The organism is Anaerococcus cruorum, from assembly GCF_046365495.1.
GTDB classification, from domain to species: Bacteria; Bacillota; Clostridia; order Tissierellales; family Peptoniphilaceae; genus Anaerococcus; species Anaerococcus cruorum.
On the sequence record NZ_JBGMEH010000006.1, the window covers coordinates 372,759 to 395,158 of the forward strand.

At 31.8% G+C, this 22,400-nt stretch carries 20 protein-coding genes, 1 tRNA gene and 1 other annotated feature; of the genes, 1 reads left to right on the forward strand and 20 read right to left on the reverse strand.

The genetic code is table 11. The features are described 5' to 3' along the window. Positions 1 to 29 precede the first annotated feature (29 nt). The 11 genes from ACCQ40_RS06555 to ACCQ40_RS06605 form a co-directional block, all read right to left on the reverse strand. Positions 30 to 689, reverse strand: a complete 660-nt coding sequence (locus tag ACCQ40_RS06555) for an NAD(P)H-hydrate epimerase (RefSeq protein WP_410033113.1) — start codon at positions 687 to 689, stop codon at positions 30 to 32. 7 nt (positions 690 to 696) lie between these two features. Further along, entirely contained in the window at positions 697 to 1,665 is a 969-nt protein-coding gene (locus tag ACCQ40_RS06560; protein ID WP_410033114.1) for an ATP-binding protein, read from the reverse strand. Beyond that, a complete protein-coding gene (locus ACCQ40_RS06565) occupies positions 1,655 to 2,386 on the reverse strand; it encodes a DnaD domain-containing protein (RefSeq protein ID WP_394018560.1) in 732 nt (243 codons plus the stop codon). The genes ACCQ40_RS06560 and ACCQ40_RS06565 overlap by 11 nt, the downstream gene beginning before the upstream one ends. Continuing rightward, entirely contained in the window at positions 2,376 to 2,939 is a 564-nt protein-coding gene (locus ACCQ40_RS06570) for a GNAT family N-acetyltransferase (RefSeq protein ID WP_410033115.1), read from the reverse strand. The genes ACCQ40_RS06565 and ACCQ40_RS06570 overlap by 11 nt, the downstream gene beginning before the upstream one ends. Position 2,940: 1 nt before the next feature. Further along, a complete protein-coding gene (gene dnaB / locus ACCQ40_RS06575; protein WP_410033116.1) occupies positions 2,941 to 4,272 on the reverse strand; it encodes a replicative DNA helicase in 1,332 nt (443 codons plus the stop codon). Beyond that, the gene (gene rplI / locus ACCQ40_RS06580) at positions 4,272 to 4,721 is read right to left on the reverse strand and encodes a 50S ribosomal protein L9 (RefSeq protein ID WP_410033117.1); all 450 of its coding nucleotides are present in this window, start codon (positions 4,719 to 4,721) and stop codon (positions 4,272 to 4,274) included. The genes dnaB and rplI overlap by 1 nt, the downstream gene beginning before the upstream one ends. Then, the gene (locus tag ACCQ40_RS06585) at positions 4,699 to 6,705 is read right to left on the reverse strand and encodes a DHH family phosphoesterase (RefSeq protein WP_410033118.1); all 2,007 of its coding nucleotides are present in this window, start codon (positions 6,703 to 6,705) and stop codon (positions 4,699 to 4,701) included. The genes rplI and ACCQ40_RS06585 overlap by 23 nt, the downstream gene beginning before the upstream one ends. Beyond that, positions 6,695 to 7,603, reverse strand: a complete 909-nt coding sequence (locus ACCQ40_RS06590; protein WP_410033119.1) for a hypothetical protein — start codon at positions 7,601 to 7,603, stop codon at positions 6,695 to 6,697. The genes ACCQ40_RS06585 and ACCQ40_RS06590 overlap by 11 nt, the downstream gene beginning before the upstream one ends. Positions 7,604 to 7,869: 266 nt before the next feature. Next, a complete protein-coding gene (locus ACCQ40_RS06595) occupies positions 7,870 to 8,616 on the reverse strand; it encodes an ABC transporter ATP-binding protein (protein WP_410024394.1) in 747 nt (248 codons plus the stop codon). After that, positions 8,613 to 9,662, reverse strand: coding sequence for an ABC transporter permease (locus ACCQ40_RS06600; RefSeq protein WP_410033120.1), 1,050 nt, complete (start codon positions 9,660 to 9,662; stop codon positions 8,613 to 8,615). The genes ACCQ40_RS06595 and ACCQ40_RS06600 overlap by 4 nt, the downstream gene beginning before the upstream one ends. 10 nt (positions 9,663 to 9,672) lie before the next feature. Continuing rightward, on the reverse strand, positions 9,673 to 10,800 hold the full coding sequence (locus ACCQ40_RS06605; protein ID WP_410033121.1) for an ABC transporter substrate-binding protein: 1,128 nt from the start codon (positions 10,798 to 10,800) through the stop codon (positions 9,673 to 9,675). A 311-nt stretch (positions 10,801 to 11,111) separates the two neighbouring features. Further along, positions 11,112 to 11,324: a binding site (T-box leader), on the reverse strand. A 159-nt stretch (positions 11,325 to 11,483) separates the two neighbouring features. Between ACCQ40_RS06605 and ACCQ40_RS06610 the strand changes: the two genes are divergently transcribed. Next, entirely contained in the window at positions 11,484 to 13,643 is a 2,160-nt protein-coding gene (locus ACCQ40_RS06610) for a metallophosphoesterase family protein (protein ID WP_410033122.1), read from the forward strand. Between the two features lie 24 nt (positions 13,644 to 13,667). On the opposite strand, the gene ACCQ40_RS06615 is transcribed toward ACCQ40_RS06610, so the two are convergent. From ACCQ40_RS06615 to ACCQ40_RS06655, 9 genes are all read right to left on the reverse strand, one after another. Continuing rightward, positions 13,668 to 15,143 carry a DUF1846 domain-containing protein gene (locus ACCQ40_RS06615; protein WP_410033123.1) on the reverse strand — a complete coding sequence of 492 codons (1,476 nt, stop codon included), beginning with the start codon at positions 15,141 to 15,143 and terminating at the stop codon, positions 13,668 to 13,670. Between the two features lie 62 nt (positions 15,144 to 15,205). Beyond that, positions 15,206 to 16,312, reverse strand: coding sequence for an FAD:protein FMN transferase (locus ACCQ40_RS06620; protein WP_410033124.1), 1,107 nt, complete (start codon positions 16,310 to 16,312; stop codon positions 15,206 to 15,208). Next, the gene (locus ACCQ40_RS06625) at positions 16,309 to 16,767 is read right to left on the reverse strand and encodes an acyl carrier protein (protein ID WP_410024400.1); all 459 of its coding nucleotides are present in this window, start codon (positions 16,765 to 16,767) and stop codon (positions 16,309 to 16,311) included. Before ACCQ40_RS06625 ends, ACCQ40_RS06620 begins: the two co-directional genes overlap by 4 nt. Beyond that, entirely contained in the window at positions 16,751 to 18,568 is a 1,818-nt protein-coding gene (gene glgB, locus ACCQ40_RS06630) for a 1,4-alpha-glucan branching protein GlgB (protein ID WP_410033125.1), read from the reverse strand. Before glgB ends, ACCQ40_RS06625 begins: the two co-directional genes overlap by 17 nt. A gap of 5 nt (positions 18,569 to 18,573) precedes the next feature. Next, positions 18,574 to 19,194: a uridine kinase gene (gene udk / locus ACCQ40_RS06635; RefSeq protein WP_410033126.1), complete on the reverse strand. Its 621-nt coding sequence runs from the start codon at positions 19,192 to 19,194 to the stop codon at positions 18,574 to 18,576. Beyond that, positions 19,191 to 20,141 (reverse strand): NAD(P)-dependent oxidoreductase, encoded by a 951-nt coding sequence (locus ACCQ40_RS06640; protein ID WP_410033127.1) that lies wholly within the window; start codon positions 20,139 to 20,141, stop codon positions 19,191 to 19,193. The genes udk and ACCQ40_RS06640 overlap by 4 nt, the downstream gene beginning before the upstream one ends. Positions 20,142 to 20,215: 74 nt before the next feature. Beyond that, the gene (locus tag ACCQ40_RS06645; protein WP_410033128.1) at positions 20,216 to 20,758 is read right to left on the reverse strand and encodes a nucleoside deaminase; all 543 of its coding nucleotides are present in this window, start codon (positions 20,756 to 20,758) and stop codon (positions 20,216 to 20,218) included. A gap of 68 nt (positions 20,759 to 20,826) precedes the next feature. Beyond that, positions 20,827 to 20,903: transfer RNA gene (locus tag ACCQ40_RS06650), tRNA-Arg, on the reverse strand. 281 nt (positions 20,904 to 21,184) lie between these two features. Then, positions 21,185 to 22,393: a D-alanyl-D-alanine carboxypeptidase family protein gene (locus ACCQ40_RS06655; RefSeq protein ID WP_394011295.1), complete on the reverse strand. Its 1,209-nt coding sequence runs from the start codon at positions 22,391 to 22,393 to the stop codon at positions 21,185 to 21,187. Positions 22,394 to 22,400 lie beyond the last annotated feature (7 nt).

Here is a 22,400-nt window from a genome sequence, read left to right on the forward strand (position 1 = left end):
ACAAAAATAAAAGATGGCTAATCTGCCATCTAAGATAAAATTTCGTTAATTGCTTTTTGAGGTATGCCTATATCTTCTACGACACATTTATTTTTATAAATAGACCTTTCAAAAACTCCTTGTTTCATTAACTGCATAGAAACTATCAGGTCACAATCTACAATCTCTCCCCAGCTATCACCACTTGTAGAATCAAGTCCTGAAGGGACATCTATAGATATAATATATTTTAAAGAACGATTTATGAGAGATATGACATAGGCATAGGTTCCAGAAATAGTTCGGTCAAGGCCTGTACCAAATATTCCTTCTATAATTGTAGTAACATTTGATAAATTTTCTTCCATAAACTCTAAATCAGCTATGGTATCTACCATGTAGATATTTTCCGTAAGATTTTTGATAGCTTCATAGTTTAAAATAAATTCATCACTAGCTTTTTCTAAGTTCCCAATTATATAAATATCTACATAAAAGTCTCTTGCCAAAAGATTTCTAGCAACTGCTAGGCCATCTGCCCCATTATTGCCAATGCCAACCACAATAGCAAAAGACTTTCTTACATCTAGATTTATATTTTTTATAACTGCAAGGGCAGCTCGCTCTACCAAACATAGGGCCGGTATTTTTAGCTCTTCTATGGCGTACTTATCGATTGCAATCATCTGGTCCTTATCTACAACTAGCATAATCACCTCAAAAATTTCTTGTTTTTAGCCTCAAATCTTCCCCAAATATTTCATATACTTCACTATTGCCAATTATTCTTGAAAATATCCTATCTCCGTAGGTTTCTGATAACATGGACTCATCAAAGTTTGTTGAAAAAATTATTGGTTTGCCAGCAATCATTCTATTATTTACAACTTCAAATAAGTTTGCAGAGTCATTTTTGCTGGATGGTTCGCTTCCTAAATCATCTATAATAAGTAAATCACAATCTAGGATAAAGTCAAATTGTTCTTGGTGTTTGGCACGAGCTTCTTCAAAGGCCCAGTTATAGTCGTTTAAAAATTTAAAGAGTTTTGATGATGTCATATAAAGAACTGAGTAATTGCGGTCTAGGATTTCTTTGGCAACTGCATTTAGAAGATAAGTCTTGCCACGGCCGACATCACCGAATATATATAAATTTTCAGTTTGCTTATCAAAATTATTTATAAAACTATATAAAGATTTTTTTATATGCTTTATATTTTGATAAGGAGTAATGGGATAATCCTGGTAGGGATTGTCAGAAAATAATGAATCATCAAAGTTTCTAAAGTTTTCTTTAGAAATTAAGCTTCTAATATTCGATTGGCTATAATTTTGATCAATTATAAGTTGCTTACGACAAGAGCAAACTTTAGTACCAACAAATCCTGTATCCTTACAAACTGGGTGATGATAACGGATTTCCATATAGTCTTTAGGAAAGCCATGCCTGTTTAACAAGTTTGCCTTTTGGTATCTTAATTTTTTAAGGTCATTTTCTTTTTTTTCTGTATCATAGCCCCTTAAACCCTCTTGGATTATAGAATAACCTAATTCTTTGATATTTTTTTCTAGAGATTTCATACTAGGAATTTTTTCATACACTTCATTGATACGATTTTGCTGGTCAATGAGATTTTGCTCACGTCTTTGAGCTAGGATACTTGTAACCTTGCTATTAGTTTCCATTATTATCATCTCCTAGCATCCTTCTAAAACGCTCTTCACGGGCTTTTTGGGCATAGTTTTTTACATCATCGTTTGTCCTAGCTTTTTTCCTATATTGTCTTGGAGAATTTTTCCTAGCTAATTTTTGACGTTCTTCCCTCATTTTTAAATCATTTAGAGTAAAAATTCCTTGGTCACGCCAGGTTTTTATATAACCTAAGACATATTTTACATCCATATTGCCATTAGCCTTACCTTGGCGAAAGGCTTCAGTAACTAGTTCTGGGTCTGAATCATAGTCCATTAGGGTTTCTTGGATACGGGTAATATCTGCTGGAGTTAAACTTCTATCTAATATTCTTTCAATGTTATCAAACATGATTGATTTTCTGCCAGCCTTATCAAAGCTAATTTCATTGGTTGATTTGCTATTATCCCCATAATACATTTGTCTTAGAGATACTATTTCTATATAATTTTCTCCAGATGGGTCTCTTTTTTCTCTAAAAACACCCATATTTATCCAAAATTCTATGCACTCATTAAATTTTTCTTCTGTAAATGATAGTTGCTTTTGAATTTTTTTGGTATCTACCAAGCCAATATTGTAGGCATCTTTATAGACTAAAAGAAAAACTTTAAGAGCGTCTCCGTCAGCCATTTGGACATAGGTATTTAAAAACATATTTTCAAAAGCCGTCATACCTAAATCTAGTTTAACATCTTGCATCTTAAAGTTCATAATAATCATCCTTTGTTAAATTCATTATTAGTATCTTAGAATATATAATATCTCTTTTTTCTTCAAAATATCTTTCATCACAGTCTATATTTTGATTTTCAAAAATTTCAGTTGTTTGCCCGCATTCTTTAAAGCCTAGTTTTTCATAAAGTCTTATGGCTCTTTCATTAAATAAATTGACTTCTAAAATCATTTCCCTAAATTTTAACTCGTTAAAATAATAATCTAAAAACTGGCCCATGGCTTCATAGCCGTAGCCAGCTGATACAAAGTTCGGGTCAAAAACTATACCTAGCTTTGCCTTTTTTATTAAGGGATTATAATTTTTTAGCCCCATAAAACCTATAAACCTATCATCATCAGTTCTTTTAACTGCAAAATATGTTTTGCGGGGTGTTGTTACAGAATTGTACCAAAAGTTTATTTCAAAATCTGATAGGTTTCCATAGTTATAACCTGCTAGCCTAGGGTCTTCAAACTCGCCCCAGTATTTGAAATCAAAGGCTGTTTCACGATTTATTTTCTCTATATAAACTCTAGGATTTTCTTGCATCTTATATATTTTCTTCCTTATAACTTAGGTCTCTAAAGGTAGTACAAGGTTTATTAAAAAATAAATCTAGTGTTCCTGTAGCCCCGTTTCTGTGTTTTGCTACTATAACCTTGGCTATATTTGGATTGTCTTCCTCATCATAATAATCTTCCCTATATAAAAGCATAACCACATCAGCATCTTGCTCGATTGCACCTGATTCTCTTAAATCTGATAATATCGGTTTGTGATCTGCTCTTTTATCAGCCTCACGGGATAATTGGGCAAGAGATAAAATAGGGCAATTTAGTTCTTTGGATAAAGTTTTTAATCCTCTTGATATAGAAGCAATCTCATTTTGCCTGTTTTCTTGGCGGCTATCTGCTTGCATTAGCTGTAAATAATCTATTACTACTAAGTCTACTCCTACTTCTGCCTTTAGCCTTTTAAGTTTAGATCTCATTTCTGATAGGGTAATGCCTGGGGTTTCGTCTACATAAAGGTCTTTATCAGCTATTTCTTTTGTAGCTCTAAATAATAATTCCCACTCATCATCCTTTATCCTACCATTCATAACCTGCTCTAAGTCTATCATACTTACCATGGATAATAATCTATAATTTAATTGTAAAACAGACATTTCAAGAGAAAAAAAGGCTACAGATTTGCCTTCTCTTGCTGCATTCCAAGCCATAGTTAGTCCTAGGGCAGTCTTTCCCATCGCAGGACGGGCTGCAAGTAAAATTAATTGAGATGGTTGTAAACCAGAAAGTTTTAGATCAATAGTTTCAAGTCCAGTGGTAACTCCTGTTATATCACCATCATTTAAGGATAATTCATTTATCACCTGAACAGTTTCATCTAGGGTATCTCCTATTTTTACCAAACCTTCGTTAAGTTTGCTTTGGGAAATATCAAAGATTTTACTTTCTGCCATTGATAGGATACTAGAGACATCATCATTTTGCCTGTAGCTTACATCCATAATATCTTCACTTGCCCCTATTAGACTTCTAAGCAATGATTTTTCTTTTACAGTTTTTGCATATGTATCGATATTTGGAGTATAAAATGAGGAGAGGGTAATCTCAGTGATAAACTCCTCCCCTCCAACTTCTTGTAATATATTTTCGTTTCTAAGTTGGGATAATAAACTTACTTCATCAATCTTGATATCTTTTTCTACCATAGTGATGATTGATTTATATATCCTCTGTGTCCTAGAATCATAAAAGTCTACAGGTTTTATTATTTGATTTACCTTATCGAAAGTTTCATTTCTTTTTAAAATACTTCCGATAATAGCTTTTTCTGCTAAGAAGTCGTATGGAAGAGGCCTATTTGCCTCTGTCACTATTCTACCTCAGCTACAACTTCCACTTTTAAGTTTGCGTTTACTTCTGGATAAAGTCTAACGTTTAGGTTAAATTCACCAGTACCTTCGATTTGTTCAACATCTTCGATTCTTTTTCTATCGATTTCGATTCCTTGTTCAGCTAATGCTTCTGCAAGGTCTTTGTTTGTTACAGAACCAAATAGTTTTCCATCTTCACCAACATTTACTTTTTGAGTAATTGTAAGTGCCTCGATTTTTTCTTTTAATTCTTCAGATTCTTTTCTGTTTTCTGCTTCTTCAGCTTTTAGTTGTGCTTGCATTTCTTCAAGCTCAGCCATATTTTTCTTTGTAGCTTCTACAGCTAGTCCTTGTGGGTTAAGGTAGTTTCTGAAGTATCCTGGTTTTACGTCTACTAGGTCTCCTTTTACACCAACTCTTACAATGTTATCTTTTAGTATTACTTTCATTTTCTTCTTCCTCTCTTAAATATTCATTTATTGCTTTTTTTAGCATATTTTCAGCATTTTCCATGCTCATGTCTAATTGGGTAGCAGCAGCTGTTAAGTGACCGCCCCCACCGATACGTTCTAGTATTAATTGTACCGATATATCGCCTAAGCTTCTACCAGAAATGTGGATTTTATTGTTAGCCTTTGTTAGTACAAATGATGCTTTTACACCCTTTATAGTTAGCAAATCATCAGCAGCCTGACTTGCAATTAAGCTTGATCCATCAATATCTCTATTAAAATGAGCTATGGCAATCATATCATTTACTATACTCGAATCTGCTATAACTTCCGACTTATATTTTACAATTTCAAAGTCATCTTTAAACATACGTTTAATGTAGACAGAATCAGCTCCCCAGCGTTTTAAGATACTGGCTGCCTCAAAGGTACGAACTCCTGTTTGATAAACAAAATTTTTGGTATCTACAGTTATTCCTGCAAGCAGACTTTCTGCTATAGATGTTCTTGCCTTAAAATCTTCATCAAGATAATTTAAAATCTCTGTTACTAGCTCAGATGCACTTGATGCATAAGGCTCGATGTAGGCAATTGTTGCTTTTTTGATATAGTCATTACCACGTCTATGGTGGTCGATAATAAATATTTGATCAGTTTTTTCAATTAAGCTTGGTGCTTCGGTTGAATTTTTCCTGTGATTATCTACTACAACTACCAGAGATGATGATTTTATGCGAGCTAGGGCTTGGTCTTCTGATAAAATATTATCTTTTAGTTCTTCTAAGCTCCCAGTTGTACTATTATACATATTTTCGATTTGTCTAGGTACTTCGTTTAAAACTATATAGGCATCTTTTTCTAAAAATCTGACGCCTTCATAAACTCCTAGAGATGATCCAAAAGAATCCATATCTGGGTTATTATGACCCATAATATATACATCGCTTGATGCATTTATCATTCTACGTAGGGCGCCGGATATTACCCTAGATTTTACCTTGCTCGTTTTTTCAGTTGCCTTTGATTTTCCACCAAAGTATTCGTAGTTATCATCTATCTTTACAACTGCTTGGTCCCCTCCACGGGATAGGGCAATATCAATAGCTACCCTTGAATCACCATATATTTCATAAGGATTTGCTCCAGATATACCAGCTCCTATTGATAGAGTAGGATTTATAGTATTTCCAACTTCTATTTCTCTTACATCATCTAGAATAGAAAACTTATCTTCATGGATATCCCTATAATCTTGGTATTCCATAACCACCATAAATCTGTCATTTTCATATTTTCTTACAACACCATTATGGTTTGTAAAATACTCATTTATCACCCTATCAACAGCTCCCAGCACTTGGGGACGATTAACAGACTCTGTAGAACTTCTTAAATCCTCATAGTTATCTAAAAATATTGTAAAAAATACTAGCCTTTTATCTTTAAATAACTGTTTTATAGACTCATCATAGGTGTTATCTATAGCATAGACAAAGTTTTCGTTTGTCTTTAAATCTTCATTATATACTGTAGAAAAATAAAACTGCATAGACTTATCATCTACTTCTATGGTAACAGGTTGGATAAAGTCTTTATCAGTAAAATCAATATCATCAAAGTTTGGTATTAGTTTTGCTATATCAACTCCAACTAAATCCTCTCCTGGAAAGAGATTTCTAAAATAACCATTGTGCCACTTAATATTTGCCCCATCAGTTAAAACTGCAATAGGAAAAGGCATTTCAAAAACCAGATTTTTTGTTATACTATCAAAACTTGAGTGTACATCATCCACATATCTTTGGATAGCACTTTGATTGTCATCTCTTACTCTTTGTAAGTAAAAAAACAAAACTCCACAGCCAAGTATAGCAATAGCTCCAAGTATTTGATTATAATAAAAAACTATTACAGATGTTATAACCGGTAGGATCATTGTATATAAAATGTGTTCATTATCCTTATTTGAATTACTTTGCATCTATCCTCCTTGGTTTACTTCTAAAGTCAACAAAAATATCAGCTAATCCTATAATAAAGAAAATTATCATAAAAAAGTAAAAGAAGATTATGATAAAAAACCACTGCATACCTCTAGATAGGATTCCACCAGATCTTGCCATATTTAAGTAATCATAGGTTAAAATACCATTTAAAATTACTAGCAAAATAACTATACTAATTAAATTTGTACTTATATATGTAGGCTCTATGCTAAGCACTGTACTTAGTATAAAGTATACCCCTCCTGCAATTATAAGAAGTATAACAAATTCTTTCTTATTAATCCTAAATTTACTAAGATTTTTTATATCAGCAGCTTTATTTTTATATGCCAAATAATTTCTAATTAATTTTAAAGAAAATAGACTATAAAGCATAGCCAAAGCTGATAATATAGAAGGATACATAGCAAAAGATGTTTTATAAACTTCATCTGGAATGTCATAATCAATGCTAGGCGCTAGAACTTCTTTAAGTTCATTTGCCATGTCATTTATAGTAAGGCCTTCTTCTAACATCTGATATTTATAAATAGCAACAAAAATAAAACTTGTAATAACAAAGTTTATTAAAATTTGCTTTTTATCGCTAAATTTTGACTTTATAAGTCCAATCTGGATTAAAGATAAGATTAATATCGGTAGATAAAATAAAGTAACTGATTTTATACTTTCAAATATCAACCCTATCAAAAATGAACCAAGCAATATTATAAAAAAATCCTTTGGCCCATAATCAAGCCCAATAGCAGCAAATAAAATAGGGATGGTAGCAAGCATTAAAAAGCTATCGCTAGCTGCTAAAGTTAATATACTAATCAAGCAAATAATAAATAATATATTTACTTTCTTATTTATATTTTCACTAATGTTCATAAATTTCCTTTCACTTAATATTATCATAAAGGCTAAAGTTGAACAATCTTTGCCCAAATTGACTTTATATATTTTACTCTTAACTTACTAAGTATCAATTTTAATATAAATAGTTAATATTAAATAATTGTTGTAAATCATGATAGTATAATTTTAAAATGGCATAACATGATTTTTGAAGTAATCGATGTAGAATTAAGTGAAAAATAAGTTTAAAAAATAAAAATAGCGATATAAAAAACGAGGAAATAAAATCCTCGTCTTTTTTATATATCCAAAGTATTTAGTAAGTCATTTCTATAGTCTGTAAATTCTTTGCTTGTTCTATTTCTAGGATATTCTAAATCTATAGGAACTACCTTTTTTATTCTACCAGGTCTAGGTTCCATAACTATAACTTTTGTTGACATATATACAGCTTCATCAACATCGTGAGTTACCATAATACTTAAGTTTTTTTCTTCATTCCAAAGCTTTAATATCTCATCTTGCATATTCATCCTTGTAAAGGCATCAAGAGCACCAAGTGGCTCATCTAATAGCAAGACTTCTGGCTTGTTGATAAGAGTTCTAATAAGAGAAACTCTTTGAGCCATACCACCAGATAAGTTTGATGGATAGGAATTTTTAAAATCAAGTAGCCCTACCTTTTTAAGCATCTTATCTACAGTAGCCTCATCAATTTTCTCTTCATTTTTAAGAGTTCCAGAAAATCCTACATTCTCCTTTACAGTTAGCCAAGGAAATAGAGTAGATTTTTGAAACACCATACCTCTAGAGCTAGATGGGCCTGTGATTTCTTTTCCATCTAAGCTAATATTTCCAGTAGTGGGAAATATTAGGCCTGCTATAAGTCTAAGTATAGTAGACTTACCGCAACCAGATGGTCCTACTATACTAATAAATTCTCCATCGTGGACTTCAAAGTTTATATCTGAAAGAGCATTAGTTATAGTGTCACTATCACTTCTAATAAAGGATTTAGATACATTATTAAATTCTAGTTTACTCATCTACTAACACCCCCAGTTCTCCATTTTAAAGCATTTGTACTGATTCTTTTTATTACACTATTAACTAATATAAAGGTAATAGCTAATAAAATGATAGCTCCATACATTGCTGAATAATTAGCCCATGAACTCTTCCAAGTTATATACCAACCTAATCCACTTTCTACACCAAGCATTTCAGCAACTATAAGAGCATTACAAGCTGCAGACATACCAGCTACCAAACCTTGGAATATGTTTGGAGAGGCAGATTTTATAGCAACTTTTCTTACTAGCTCTGAATTTGTAGCTCCTAATGTTTGTGCAGCTTCATAATAGGCAGGATCTACGTTGTGAATACCTGTTATAGTTGCAAGAGTAGTTGAAAACCATACACCAAGTGAAATTATAAATATTGCTCCTTGGAATAGGTTTATTGCTAGTACCATTACTACCGGTAACCATGTAGTTGTAGGAATTGGTCCAAGTAATTTTAAAAATGGATCAACCCAATAGTTTACTTTGTCAAAATATCCTGCAAGTATTCCTGTAATAATTCCAAGTCCTGCTCCTATAAAGTAACCAGTAAATAATAGCTTTAATGAACTTAAGACTGATTCTATCAAGAAACTCTGATCTTCTTTCATAGAATTAAATATCATATCTATCCATGGGAAATATGGTAAAGCAAGTTTGCCAGTCTTTAAAGTTAGAACATCATACAATATTAGTAGGATAAAGACAAAAGTATAAAAGGGAGACCTATAAACAAGTCTCTCCCTTAAACTTTCTTTCTTTGTAGAAACAACTAAGGCTATGCCATATATTCCTAGTAGAATCCACAAAAAACCATTGTATAAATTTGTCTTTTGGGCACTAGGATTATGGTCTGGTAGATATACATATTCAAATATAGCTATTAAACCAGCTAGGATTGGAAGAATCAGTCTAAATCTTTCACGGCCCTTATTCCTAGGCTTAGATTCAAGTTTTATTAATTCTTCTTTAGTAAGTTTCTTATTTTGATTGTTCTTACTAAAGCCATTAGATTTTTTACTTTCTTCCATTTATTTCTCCTTAGTTCTTTTTAATTACTTCAACTTCTCCATTTCCAAATGGTCTCCAGAATTCTTTTATTAAATCATCTGTTGATTTAGAAGCATCAATTAATCCAAGTTCTTTGTAATCATCAAAGTATCTTCTAAGTGTTTCTTCACCATCTTCATTTGTTAGTGAATAGTCATATGCAGCAAGTAGGTCAGTTGCAACTTCTGGATCACCTTCAGCCATGTTGTTTTCTTGAAGTAACTTGATTGATTCTTCAGGATTTTCAGCTGCATAGTCATTACCCATATCTATAGCTTCACCTAATAGTTCTGCAAGCATTGGGTTTTGTTCAGCAAAGTCTCTGTTAAATGCAGCTACACAGCATACTTCTTTACCAAAATCTTCATCAGTTGTAAGTGATCTGATTGGTCTAATAATTCCACTTTCTAGGAATTCTTGAGCAAATTGGTCATCAAGAACTGCACCTTGGATTTCTCCTTTTTGTAGAGATTGGATTACAGCTGATTTATCAACTGGTTTTACACTAACATCGTCTGGATTAACATCATCATGTAATAAGAATCTAAGTAGTGTGTTATGGCCACTTGCACCAATACCATTTGTTACTGCAACAGATTTACCTACTAAATCTGATGTTTCTTGGAACTCTTCGTTTTCATCAAGTACATATAGTGACTTACATCCGGAGTGAGAAGCTGTAGAGAATACATAGTTTAGACCTTGTGTTGCTGGCACTATCATTGAACCAAATTCTCCTGTAAGAACATCGATTTGTCCAGTTGATAGGGCATCTTTACCATTTTGTGTGTTTACAAATTCTACTTCTATACCTTTTTCTTTGTAGTAACCATTAATATCTGCAAGGTTTTGGCCTGCCATACATAAATCACCATCAAAACCTATTTTTATTGGTGTTCCGTATCTTGGTTCTTCTTCTATAGAAGCAGCTTTTACTACTGTATCTTCTGTTTTGCTTGTATCTGTGTTATCAGCAGTATCTTTTTCAGTTGTTTCTGTTTGTTCAGTTTGTTCTGTATCAGGAGCTGTATTTTCATCTGCATTGTTATTGTTGTTTACACAACCTGTTAGAGCTATACCTCCAACTAGTAATAAAGCTAAAAGTTTGTTATTTTTCATTTTGTTCTCCTATAAAATATATTGATTTTAACAAGAATTTAATCTTATTAATAAGATTAAATTTTATCATAAAGCCAACTTAGTTTAACCACAATATACATATAATGGCTAAATATTGTGATAATTTTTAATAAGTAGTTACTTTTACTAGTTATTTGCTTGATTATGTCATTGTATTTAGCTAGAATTCTGCTAGATAAAGATGATCAAGCATTTTTACACGGGCCAGTTAAAGTATTTTAGTTTTTACAATAATTATTACTTATCCTTTCTATATAATATTACATGAACATAAAAAAATCCTCGCCCAGATAAAGGACGAGGTAATCGTGGTTCCACCTTAATTTGTTTTAAGAAAATCTTAAAACCTTGGTGTGCTTAACGGGCACTAGCGTTATAGCCTACTATAATTTCGGTATAAAACTCAAAGATGCACTTCCATAAATAATTTAACGATTATTCTCAGCCAACAAATCTCTCTGTAGATAAATATAAATATGTACTCTTCTTCTCACTGTTATTCATGTAAGACAAATATACCATATATAAATTTCTGTGTCAATATTTTTTTGTAATATTTTGTCATTAGAATAATATTATAAAAAAATTTGTATTTGTTTAGTCTATGTTTAAGATTTTGCATTTGCTGGTATATTATTTATGATGAACGTTATGAGGAATATATGAATTTACAAAAAATAAATAATTTTGATATATCAATCATAAGTGATCCTCATGTGCTTGCTTATGATTTGATAGCAGATACAGAAGATTTTACAAAAGAAATAAAAATAGATAGAAAGCTTTTAGTAGAAAGCGAAGCTCTTTTAGATCAAGCTTTAAAGATGGTTGACAAAGTAAATAGTCAATTTCTATTTTTACCTGGTGACTTAGTAAAAGATGGTGAATACAAATCGCATGAAATAGTTAAAGATTATTTATGCGACTGGAAAAATAGCAAAGAAGGTCGTCAGATCTTTATGATACCGGGCAACCATGACTTAAATAATCATAAGTCCTATGATTTTAAAAATCATCAGAAAACAAAGAATATAAATCCAAAAGAATTTTATGATTTATATTCTTTTATTTATGAAAACCCCTATGTACTAGAGATGTACAAAGACTCAAATATTTTTAAAAATTATTTAAAAGAGGTAAATGAAAAATATGACAGAGAAGAAAAATACCAATATTATGCTCATGGATATTTTTCTTATGTATCCAGGATACCAAGTGAAACTAGCGATAGCGGTCTAACAATAATAAGCTTAGATACATCAATCTATTCAGCAGATACTGAACAATCACACAGAGATAATAGAGAAAATGTACCAGGCTCTATAACTTTAGAGCAAATAAGATGGTCTGTAGAAAAAATAGAAGAAGCAAAAAAGCGAAAAGATCTCATTTTTGTGATGGCCCACCATGCTCTTATGCCAAATTTTAGAAATCAAGAATTAGTCTTCTCCCCTTTTTTTATAAAAGAATGGAGAACAAAATTTATAGATGATGATCCTAGAATAAATAATAAAACTCCAATAGAAGTTTTGGCTGATAATGAAGTGAAATTTGTATTTACCGGTCACCTACACGAAAATGGAACAGCTAAATACGTTTCTGAAATGGGCAATGAAATCTATGATGTGCAAACAGGATCCACTGTAACATATCCCTTACCAATTAGGCATATAAAGATTATTAATAAGCTAGAAGAGAATAGTGGATATGAAGTTTATATAAAAACAGAACTTATAAAAGAATTCACCTATAGAAATCTAGCTGATGAAATTGAAGTTGTAGATGATGCTATAAATTATACAATTGAAAAACAGCTTTCATTAAAAGATGTATTGCACAATTATATAAGAATTCAGGCAAATAATCCAAAATATGCTCATATAAATTCTAAGGCTCTTTTAGTAGAAAAAGCTAGCGACTTTTTAGATCAGGATATACCAAATCATGGATACATGAATGACATAGTATTTCCAATGATTTATAAGTACTTCCCATTTAAAAAGAGATATGTAGGAAAAATTGATGTAGCCAGAATAAATGGAGAATTTGAGTTTCAAATTAAAGCAGCAAAAAATCTTTTGACTATAAAAGCTAGTAATCTTGAAGAAGCTATTGATATTATTCTTAAGCAATTTGATAATAAAATTTTGATTCCCTATCAAATTGTAGGATACTGGGATAAGATAATTAATAAGGCTTGGAAAATGCCAATAGATGATGACGGCCATACTTTCTACGATTTTGCAAATTATATCTACCAATATAAGCCACTTGGAGAAGATGAGCGTCCTGAATTTGTATCAAAAATGATTGATAATCTAAATAATCCTAGCTATAATATTACAAATATTTTAATAGACTATTGCAGGGAAGAAATAAATGAGGCTTTCAATAAATTTGCAGGATCAATAGAGCTTAAAAAAGATGGAAGTAAAGAAAAGTTTTTTAAAGACCTAGTCCAAACTAAGGGACGTCTTTCAGGATTTATTTATAAAAGTTTTATCAAAAGAGTGGATACTTTAAGAGACTTACTAGATTATTTCTCAATCTATATTACCCATGAAAAAGATTTGACTGGTGCTGGTTTTGCTAAAAAAATCTTAAATACAAAATCTGTAAGAGTTGCTAAAGAAAACTTTTCAAATCATATGTTTGGTCAATCAAGCCTAAGAAAATTTGTAATAGATTTGGTAAACTCTATGAGTGAAGAAATGGTAGAAATATATCAAAATGAAGACTTAAATGAATTAGAAAAATACTTTAACTATATCGAATATGATGATACAAGCTTAACTAATACAGATATAAAAAAGGACTTTTAGAAAATACTAAAAGTCTTTTTTATTTTAATATTGACTATCCTCACCAAAAACTGCATCTTGGGTAAAGTTTAATCCTAATTTTCTAAGATCTCTTTTCTCACTATCATTTAAAATAACTGTGCTGTGAGCATCTAAGTTTTTTAAATTCTTAATCTCCTCCATGGCCATGTGGGTCAATGGATTTGTAGTAGCTGAAATAGCTAGGGCTATTAGCATTTCATTTATAGAAAGAGAAGGTTCGTTTTCTCCTAGTGAATCTGTTTTTAACTTAGATACTGGTTCTATAATGTGAGGGCTAAGTAAAAGTATTTCATCATCTATTTTTCCTAATTTTTTAAGGGTATTTAAAATAGCTGCAGCAGGCGCAGAAAATAGGTTGGACTTTTTACCTGTAATCAATCTTCCATCCTCAAGTTCTATGGCAAAAGACTCCTTGCCTGTTAAATCTTGTTTTTTCTTTGCAGCTATAGCTACTTTCCTATCTTCTGGTTTTATATCCAAGTTACTCATCAAAGTTTGGATTTTTTCTACACTGGTATAGGATTCTTTAGCAAAACGAAAATCAACCAAAGAATTGTAATAACGTCTAATAATTTCTTCTTTGCTGGCTTCTATGGCAGCTTCTTCATCTACTATACAAAAGCCAACCATATTTACCCCCATATCTGTAGGTGACTTATAAGGGGCATCTCCCATTATTTTTTCTAACATCTTTTTAAGAACTGGGAAAGCTTCTACATCACGGTTATAATTTACTGCAGAAGTGCCATAGGCTTCTAAGTGATAAGGGTCTATCATATTTATATCATTTAGATTTGCAGTTGCTGCCTCATAAGCCATGTTTACAGGATGCATCAAACCTAGATTCCATATAGGAAAAGTTTCAAATTTTGAATAAGATGATCTTTGTCCTTGTTCATGGTCTAAGTACATTTGTGAAAGACAAGTTGCCATTTTTCCTGATCCTGGTCCTGGTCCTGTAACCACTACAAGTGGTCTTGTGGTTTTTACATAATCATTTTGACCAAATCCATCTTTTGATAATATATGGTCAATATCATTTGGGTATCCATTGATATTGTATGTTCTATAATGATTTATGGAAAGATTATCTAAATATTTTTCAAATCTGACAGCCTTATCTTGGTAGGAAAATTGGGTGATTACTATGCTATTTACTAAAAATCCTTTTTGTTCAAAGGCTTGTTTTAGCCTGATACTTTCTATATCATAGGAAATATCATTATCTCCCCTAATTTTGTTATTTTCTATATCATTTGCATTTATAGTTATAATTATCTCCGCCTTATCTTTGATACTATCTAGCATTCTTAATTTACTATCAGGTAAAAATCGTGGCAATACCCTAGAGGCGTGACCATCATCAAAAAGTTTGCCCCCAAATTCCAGATAAAGTTTATCAAAGTGGCTAATGCGTTCTAAGATTTTTTCAGATTGTAATTTTATATATTTATCATTATCAAAGGCTATCTTTTTCATAATCCCTCCATTTACTATTCTAATTATAACAGATAAATTTTAAAATAAAAAAATCGGAATAATTAATCTTCCGATTTTACTTCTAAATTTTCGTAGCCTTCTGTTTTATAAACATTATCATCATGGTCTATCCATAAGACTTCTGCATCAAATTCTTCGGCTACTTTTTTACCAGTATCAAGGTCTACTATAAATAAATAAGTGCTTAAAGCATCTGCTAGGGCTATATCAGGATGAACTACTGATACTGATTTAAAATACTTTGATGGATAATTAGTATCTGGATCTATGATATGGTGGTAGACCTTTCCATCAACCTTGTAAAATCTTTGGTAATCCCCACTTGTTACAACAGTTGTATTTTTTAAGTCTATGATACTGGAATAAGGATTTTCCTCATCCATATTAGGGTTTTGAATGGCTATTCTCCATAAACCATTTTTTTTAGCTGGATTTTCACCAATTATTACATCATCTCCACCTACTGATAAAATTCCATGGGATAGGCCTGCATCTTTTAAATCTTCTGCTATTTTTTTGATAGCATAACCCTTTCCTAAAGCTCCAATATCTATTTGTAAATTAGGATCTGCAATAAATACCGTATTATTTTCTTTATCAATTTCTATTTTATTTATATCTTTATTGCTAGCAGCTTTTTCTAGCTCTTCTGCACTTGGAATTTTGGCATTTTTTGGATTATCTAGACCAGCTTCTCTGTATTCATGCCATAAGCCTAAAAGATTTCCCAAAGCCATGTTTATTTTACCATCGGTTATATCATAAATATACTTACTATATTCCATTAGTTCGATTATAGCTGGGTCTACTTTTACTGGCTCTTTTCCTGCATTTTCATTTATAGTTTTTACGTTATTTACCCCTTCAAAGTTATTGTATGTATTAAATAACTGGTGGTATTTTTTTAGATCTTTTTCTAGAATTTCTTTGTATTTTTCAAATTCTTCTTCATCTTTAGCATAGACCAAAAAATCTGTAACCGTATCAAAATATTGGTAAATAACGGTATTATATTTTTTTAAATCTGTATTTGTTTCAGTAGTTTCTTTTACTTCAGCTCCTTGTTGTTGCTTAATATCATCTTGAACTTGGCAAGAAGTTAAAGCTAAAACTAAGGCTAGCGACATTAGTATTTTTTTATAATTCATATTTTATTTATATTAATTGTCTCCATATCTTTTTTTATGTGTATACCTGCATCATCTGCCCAATATAACAAAATATTACCAGCAGCTTTTGATCTAAAATCGTAATAGTTATTTTCAAGTCCAAGGGCATATACCGTATCTAAAAATTCTTCACTTGGTGAATAACCATCAAATTCGTCGATGAATTGATCTTTTTGAAACCTATCTAAAGTTTCTATAAAAGCTTCGCGAATATTTGCTCTATCAAATTCATCACGGCTAGGCATCAGTACATAATTTTCTATATCGTTTTCTATATCTAAATAATCTCTTATTATATCTTCTTCTGTTTGACCTTGGTTAATGCGGACAAAGTCTAAGCTTTCAGTATTTATCCAAATAGCTTTTAAATAAGAATCCTCATCTAAAAGAGTCCACTTTTCTACCAACCAAGATAAATTAATTGGTTTTTTCATTTTTTTCTCTTATTTCAAAAACTGCTGCTTCATATTCCCAAAGCTCCAGCTTTAAAACCTCTCCCTTTCTAATCTCCATCTCTCTATTTTCTTCCCTAGCACCCCCATAGGCACTAGCAAAGGTATTTAATTTTTCAATAAATATTAAATCTTCATCAAAAGCAAATTCATAAGCCTTGTGATAAACATTTGCCATATTTAAAACCACTAAAAATCTGGAATTATCTGCGATTCTTTCGTAGGCAAATACCGATGTTTTAGCATCATCTACCGCTATCCACTTAAAACCTTCTTCATCATAATCTCCAGCAAAAAATGCCGGATTATTTTTGTAAATATAATTTAAGTCTTTGATGTAGCGGTTAAAATCATCATGGACAGGATAATTTTTTATATCCCAATTTATAGATTCATTTTCATTCCACTCATCAAAAGTAGCTATTTCATTACCCATAAAGTTAAGTTTTTTGCCAGGATGAGTCATTTGATAGGTATTTAAAAGCTTTAATTGTTTAAACTTATCTTCATAAGACCCATTCATCTTATTAATCATAGGTTTTTTTAGATGAACAACCTCATCATGGCTTAGGGGTAATAAATATCTTTCGTTATAAAAATAATACATGGAAAAAGTTACTTTGTTATGGTACATAGACCTATTGTAAGAATCAACCTCAAAATATTTTATAGTATCATTCATCCAGCCCATATCCCACTTATAATCAAAACCTAAACCCTCATTAGAATTTTTATTAGTTACTAAAGGATATGATGAAGAGTCCTCTGCAATGAGCATAACATCAGGATAATTTGTAGCCAAAGTTTTATTTAAATCACTAATAAAATTTATATTATCCTTATGGACTCCACGATTTTCATTGCCATTATAATAAATCATATAAGAAACTGCATCTACCCTGATGCCATCTAAGTGAAAATTTTCTATCCAATATGAAAAACTTGATTTCATAAAACTTCTGACATGGCCTTTGGAATAATCAAAATTTATAGATCCCCACTCAGAATAAGTAAGGTCTTCATAGGCTGATTCATACAAATGAGTTCCATCAAAAGTTTTTAAACCGTAATAATCATTGGCAAAATGTACTGCAACCACATCTAGAATAACACCTATATCATTTTGGTGCATTAGGTCAACAAATTTTTTAAAATCTTCTGGTCTTCCATAACGAGATGATGTAGCAAAAAATCCTGTAGATTGATAACCCCAAGATGGATAAAATGGATATTCTGTAACTGGCATAATTTCTACATGGGTATAGTTCATTTCTTTTATATGGGCAATTAATTTATCCACTATATCTAAAAAATTAACATCTCTGCCATATCTAAGCCAGCTACCTATATGTATCTCGTAGATATTCATAGCTTTATCAAAATTTTTGCTGCGATTTTTTATAAAATTATCATCAGTGAAATTATAGTTTTCATCTACAATTAAAGATGCAAAGTCCCCCTCATAGTCCATAGCCCTTGCAAATGGATCAGTATGTTCTACCCAGTTTCCATCTTCCACAACAACTAGCTTATAAAAATCTCCTATTTTCGCCTTTAAAAATATATAAAAGTATCCGTATTCGGAATTTTTGCTCATTTCATGATTTTCCCAATTGGTAAAGTCACCCTTTATAAACATCTGATCAGCATTTGGAGCATAGACCCTAAAAATATATCCATCTTCATGGGGAATTGGACCAAATAATTCATGACCATTGCTGGCATGACCGGCTATATAATTTTCTATTTGCTTATGGTCAGTTTCAATAATATTTATTTCCATTATTGTTAATTATCCTCTATCATGTCAGTAATATGTCTTACTAATATTTCTATTCCTTTGGTATTTTTTGCCCCACGTGGGATAATGATATCTGCATATTTTTTGGTAGGTTCTACATATTTTTCATGCATTGGCTTTACTTGTTTGATAAATTGCTCTAAAACAGAATCAAGAGACCTGCCACGTTCTTTTGTGTCTCTTAAGATTCTTCTTTGAAGTCTCACATCACTATCTGCATCTATAAAAACTTTAGTATCAGTGATTTCTCTTATACGCTTATCTTCTAAAACTAGGATACCTTCTATAAGGATAATCTTTGTCGGATTTATTGTTATAGTTCCCTTGCTACGGGTGTGAACTGTATAATCATAGGTTGGCATTTCTATAGAATTGCCTTTTTGTAATTTTTTTAAGTCTTCATAAAATAAATCATTATCAAAGGCGCCCGGATAATCGTAATTTAGCTTTGCTCTCTCATCAAAACTTATATCATCATGAGCCTTGTAATAATTATCATGACCTATAACTATTAAATCATCTTTAAAGTACTCATCAATGTGTTTTACTATAGAAGACTTACCTGAAGCAGACCCTCCCGCAACGGCAATTATTTTTAAATGACTCATAGTTTTATCTCATTTATAACGTTGCCATTAAGGTATTCATAAATATTGTTAAATACTATTTCAGCGCGATTTGCCATAGCCTCTTTTGTATAAAATCCTACGTGATTAGTAAGAACAGTATTTTTTGCATTTCTTAGTGGATAATCTTCTGGAAGAGGTGGTTCCATATCAAAAACATCTATACCAGCGCGTAGTTTATCATCATTTAAAAGTTCTGCTAGGTAGTCATTATCTACAACTGGTCCTCTAGCACAATTTATAAGAATAGCATTTTCTTTAATCTTATCAAGTTCTTCTTTGCCTAAGAAATGTTTGGTTTCCTTATTATTTGGAATGTGGAGGGAAATAACATCAGACTCTTTTAAAAGTGTATCTAAATCAACATAGCTTACTCCAAGATCTTTAACTTCATCTTTTTGAGTACGAGAATAAGCTAATATTTCACAATCAAAGGCTTTTAATATTTTTATTAATTTTATACCAATATTACCAGTACCAATTACTCCAAATTTTTTACCCTGTATGGTTTCTCCCATTAGATTATAACTTTGCCCATCAAAAATATTTGCATTATTGGCATTGAATTTTCTCATAACAGCAATAGTTAGACCAATTACAAGTTCTGCTACAGAATCATCTGAGTAACCACTTGCATTTACTAGGGTAATACCATTTTCTTTTACTGCATCTAAATCTACATGGTCAACACCTGTAAAGGCAACATCAATTAGTTCTAGATTTTTTGAAGCATCAATAACTCTTGCTGATAGTGGTTTATTAGTGATAATAGCTATATCAGTATCCTTTAATCTTTCTATAAGCTCATCATCATCTTTGGCATTATCATCATAAGAAATAAACTCATGGCCCATTTCTTCCAATTTTTCTTTATGGTTATTAATTATTTTATCATCAACTTCTAATGGATTTACTAAAGATATTTTCATAGAACTCTCCTTAATTTTTCTTCTATTTTGATTATACTATAAAATTTTTAATTATCGGGATAAAAAAACTCCAACTACTGTTGGAGTCTAGCTTGTAAATTACTTTGAGATTTTTCTTTTAATTTATTTTCTTTATTTCTCGCTCTTAGCAGCTTAAAAAAGCTTTGAAGCTCAAATAAACATTCGTCTGCCATAAGTCCAAATTCTGCATCAACAAAATGAAGCTGGGACCTATCTCCTGTGATATTTGTATTAGATCCAGATGCTCCTCTTTTATAATCAGGAATACCAATTATTAATCTATCAATACGGGAATTTATAATGGCACCTGCACACATAGAGCAAGGCTCCATAGTTACATACATAGTACAATTTTCAAGTCTAAAATCATCGAAATACTCATTAGCCTGTTTTATAGCATTCATTTCCGCATGTAAGAGGGCAGATTTGCCTTTGTAGGTAAAATTGTGTCCACGCCCTATAATTTTCCCATCATAGACAATAACACAACCAACCGGCACTTCCTCTATAAATCGAGCAAGACGCGCCTCATAAAGTGCCTCATTCATAAAAAAATAATCAGCATCACTAAACTCTTTTTTATTAATCTCAGTCATAAAAATCCTTTAAAAATAAATACAAAAAAAATATCTTTTTAAAAAGATATTTCTTAATTAATTATAAATGGTGTTCCAGAGAGGATTCGAACCTCTGACACCCGCCTTAGGAGGGCGGTGCTCTATCCAGCTGAGCTACTGAAACAAAAGGTAGGCCTGTCCGGCCAGGAGATGACCCTCCATGGAATGGTCACAGGGCGCAGCCCGAGAATTTTATCCGGCTTCCTAAGAGGCCTCGTGCCATAAGCGCGAAACTACCGCAGGGAGCACGGCGACCGAGGACTAAGCCTCGCGGCACTTGAGCAGTCGGGCTGAAAGCCCGATATGTTGTTAATTAAAAATAAAAATGTGTAAGGTCCTCGAACTTCGCTCTGCGGTTTCTCATCGCCTATTGGGCGATGGTGCTCCCTAAGCCGCACGGGCTTCCTACCTAGCAATCAACACCTTTAGCAAAAAGTTAGCTGCTTCTTCACTAGTTCTCATAATTCTAGAAAATCTTGATGCTTTTTTTAAATCACTTTTGGCTTGAAGAGGTATGGCATATTCCTCGTTTTCATAGCTTATATAAGCTTCACCTAACTCATCTCCAGCCTTAATTGGTGCTTTTATATTATCCTTAATATTATACTTTATGGCAGCATGAGTTCCATCTTTTACTATAACATTTACATCTTCACTTGGATATAAATCTATATATCCTTGGGTAGTGGTATTATTTTTTATAGACTTTACCGCCACATTTTTATCTAGCACATTTTCAAGATTGTAATATCTACTTACATAATAAATTAAGTCGCTCATTACACTATCTCTAGTATCTTTTTGATCAGCTCCCATTACTACACCGATAGTTCTAAAATCATCTTTTTCATCGATTTTTTTCATATCAGCTGTACTTATTAGACACGCTCCAGCTTTATCTGTCGTTCCAGTTTTTAGTCCATCTACCCCTGGAATATCTCCTATAAGTGGTACTGTGGACTCTACATCTATATTGCGTCTATGATCTACAATTTCTCTAACGTCACCATATTCTAAAATTTCTGGATATTTTTCTATAATATGTTGAGTTAGTTTAAATAAATCACGAGCTGAGGATGAGTTCTCTTGTCCACTTTCTGTTTCTACTCCACTTGCATTATAGTAAATTTGACTATCTAGACCTAATTCTGATGCTTTCATAGTCATTTTTCTTGCAAATTCCGCTTCGGAATCAGCAACAGTTACTGCAAGTTGGTAGGCACAGTCATTTCCAGAAACTGCTATTAGTCCTTCTAATAATTCTTCTACTGTAAATACTTCTCCTTCTTCCAAACCAAGAGCAGAATATTCCCAGCTATTAAATTTTGCAGCTTCTTCGTCCACTACTACCTCTTGATCAAGGCTTATTTCTCCATCATCTATGGCTTCTTTGGTTAAAAGATAAGTCATCAGTTTACTGAGTGAAGCCATTGGCAAGGACTGGTCAGCATTTTTTTCGTAATAAATATCCCCTGTTTTTTCATTGCCTATTAGATAGCTTGTGACATTATCATCTAGGCCAACTACTTGTGTTTGGTCAGCAGCTAAAGATGGTAATGGAGCTAAAATTAAGATAAGTGATAAAAGCAAGGACAATACTTTTTTATTTTTCATATACTCC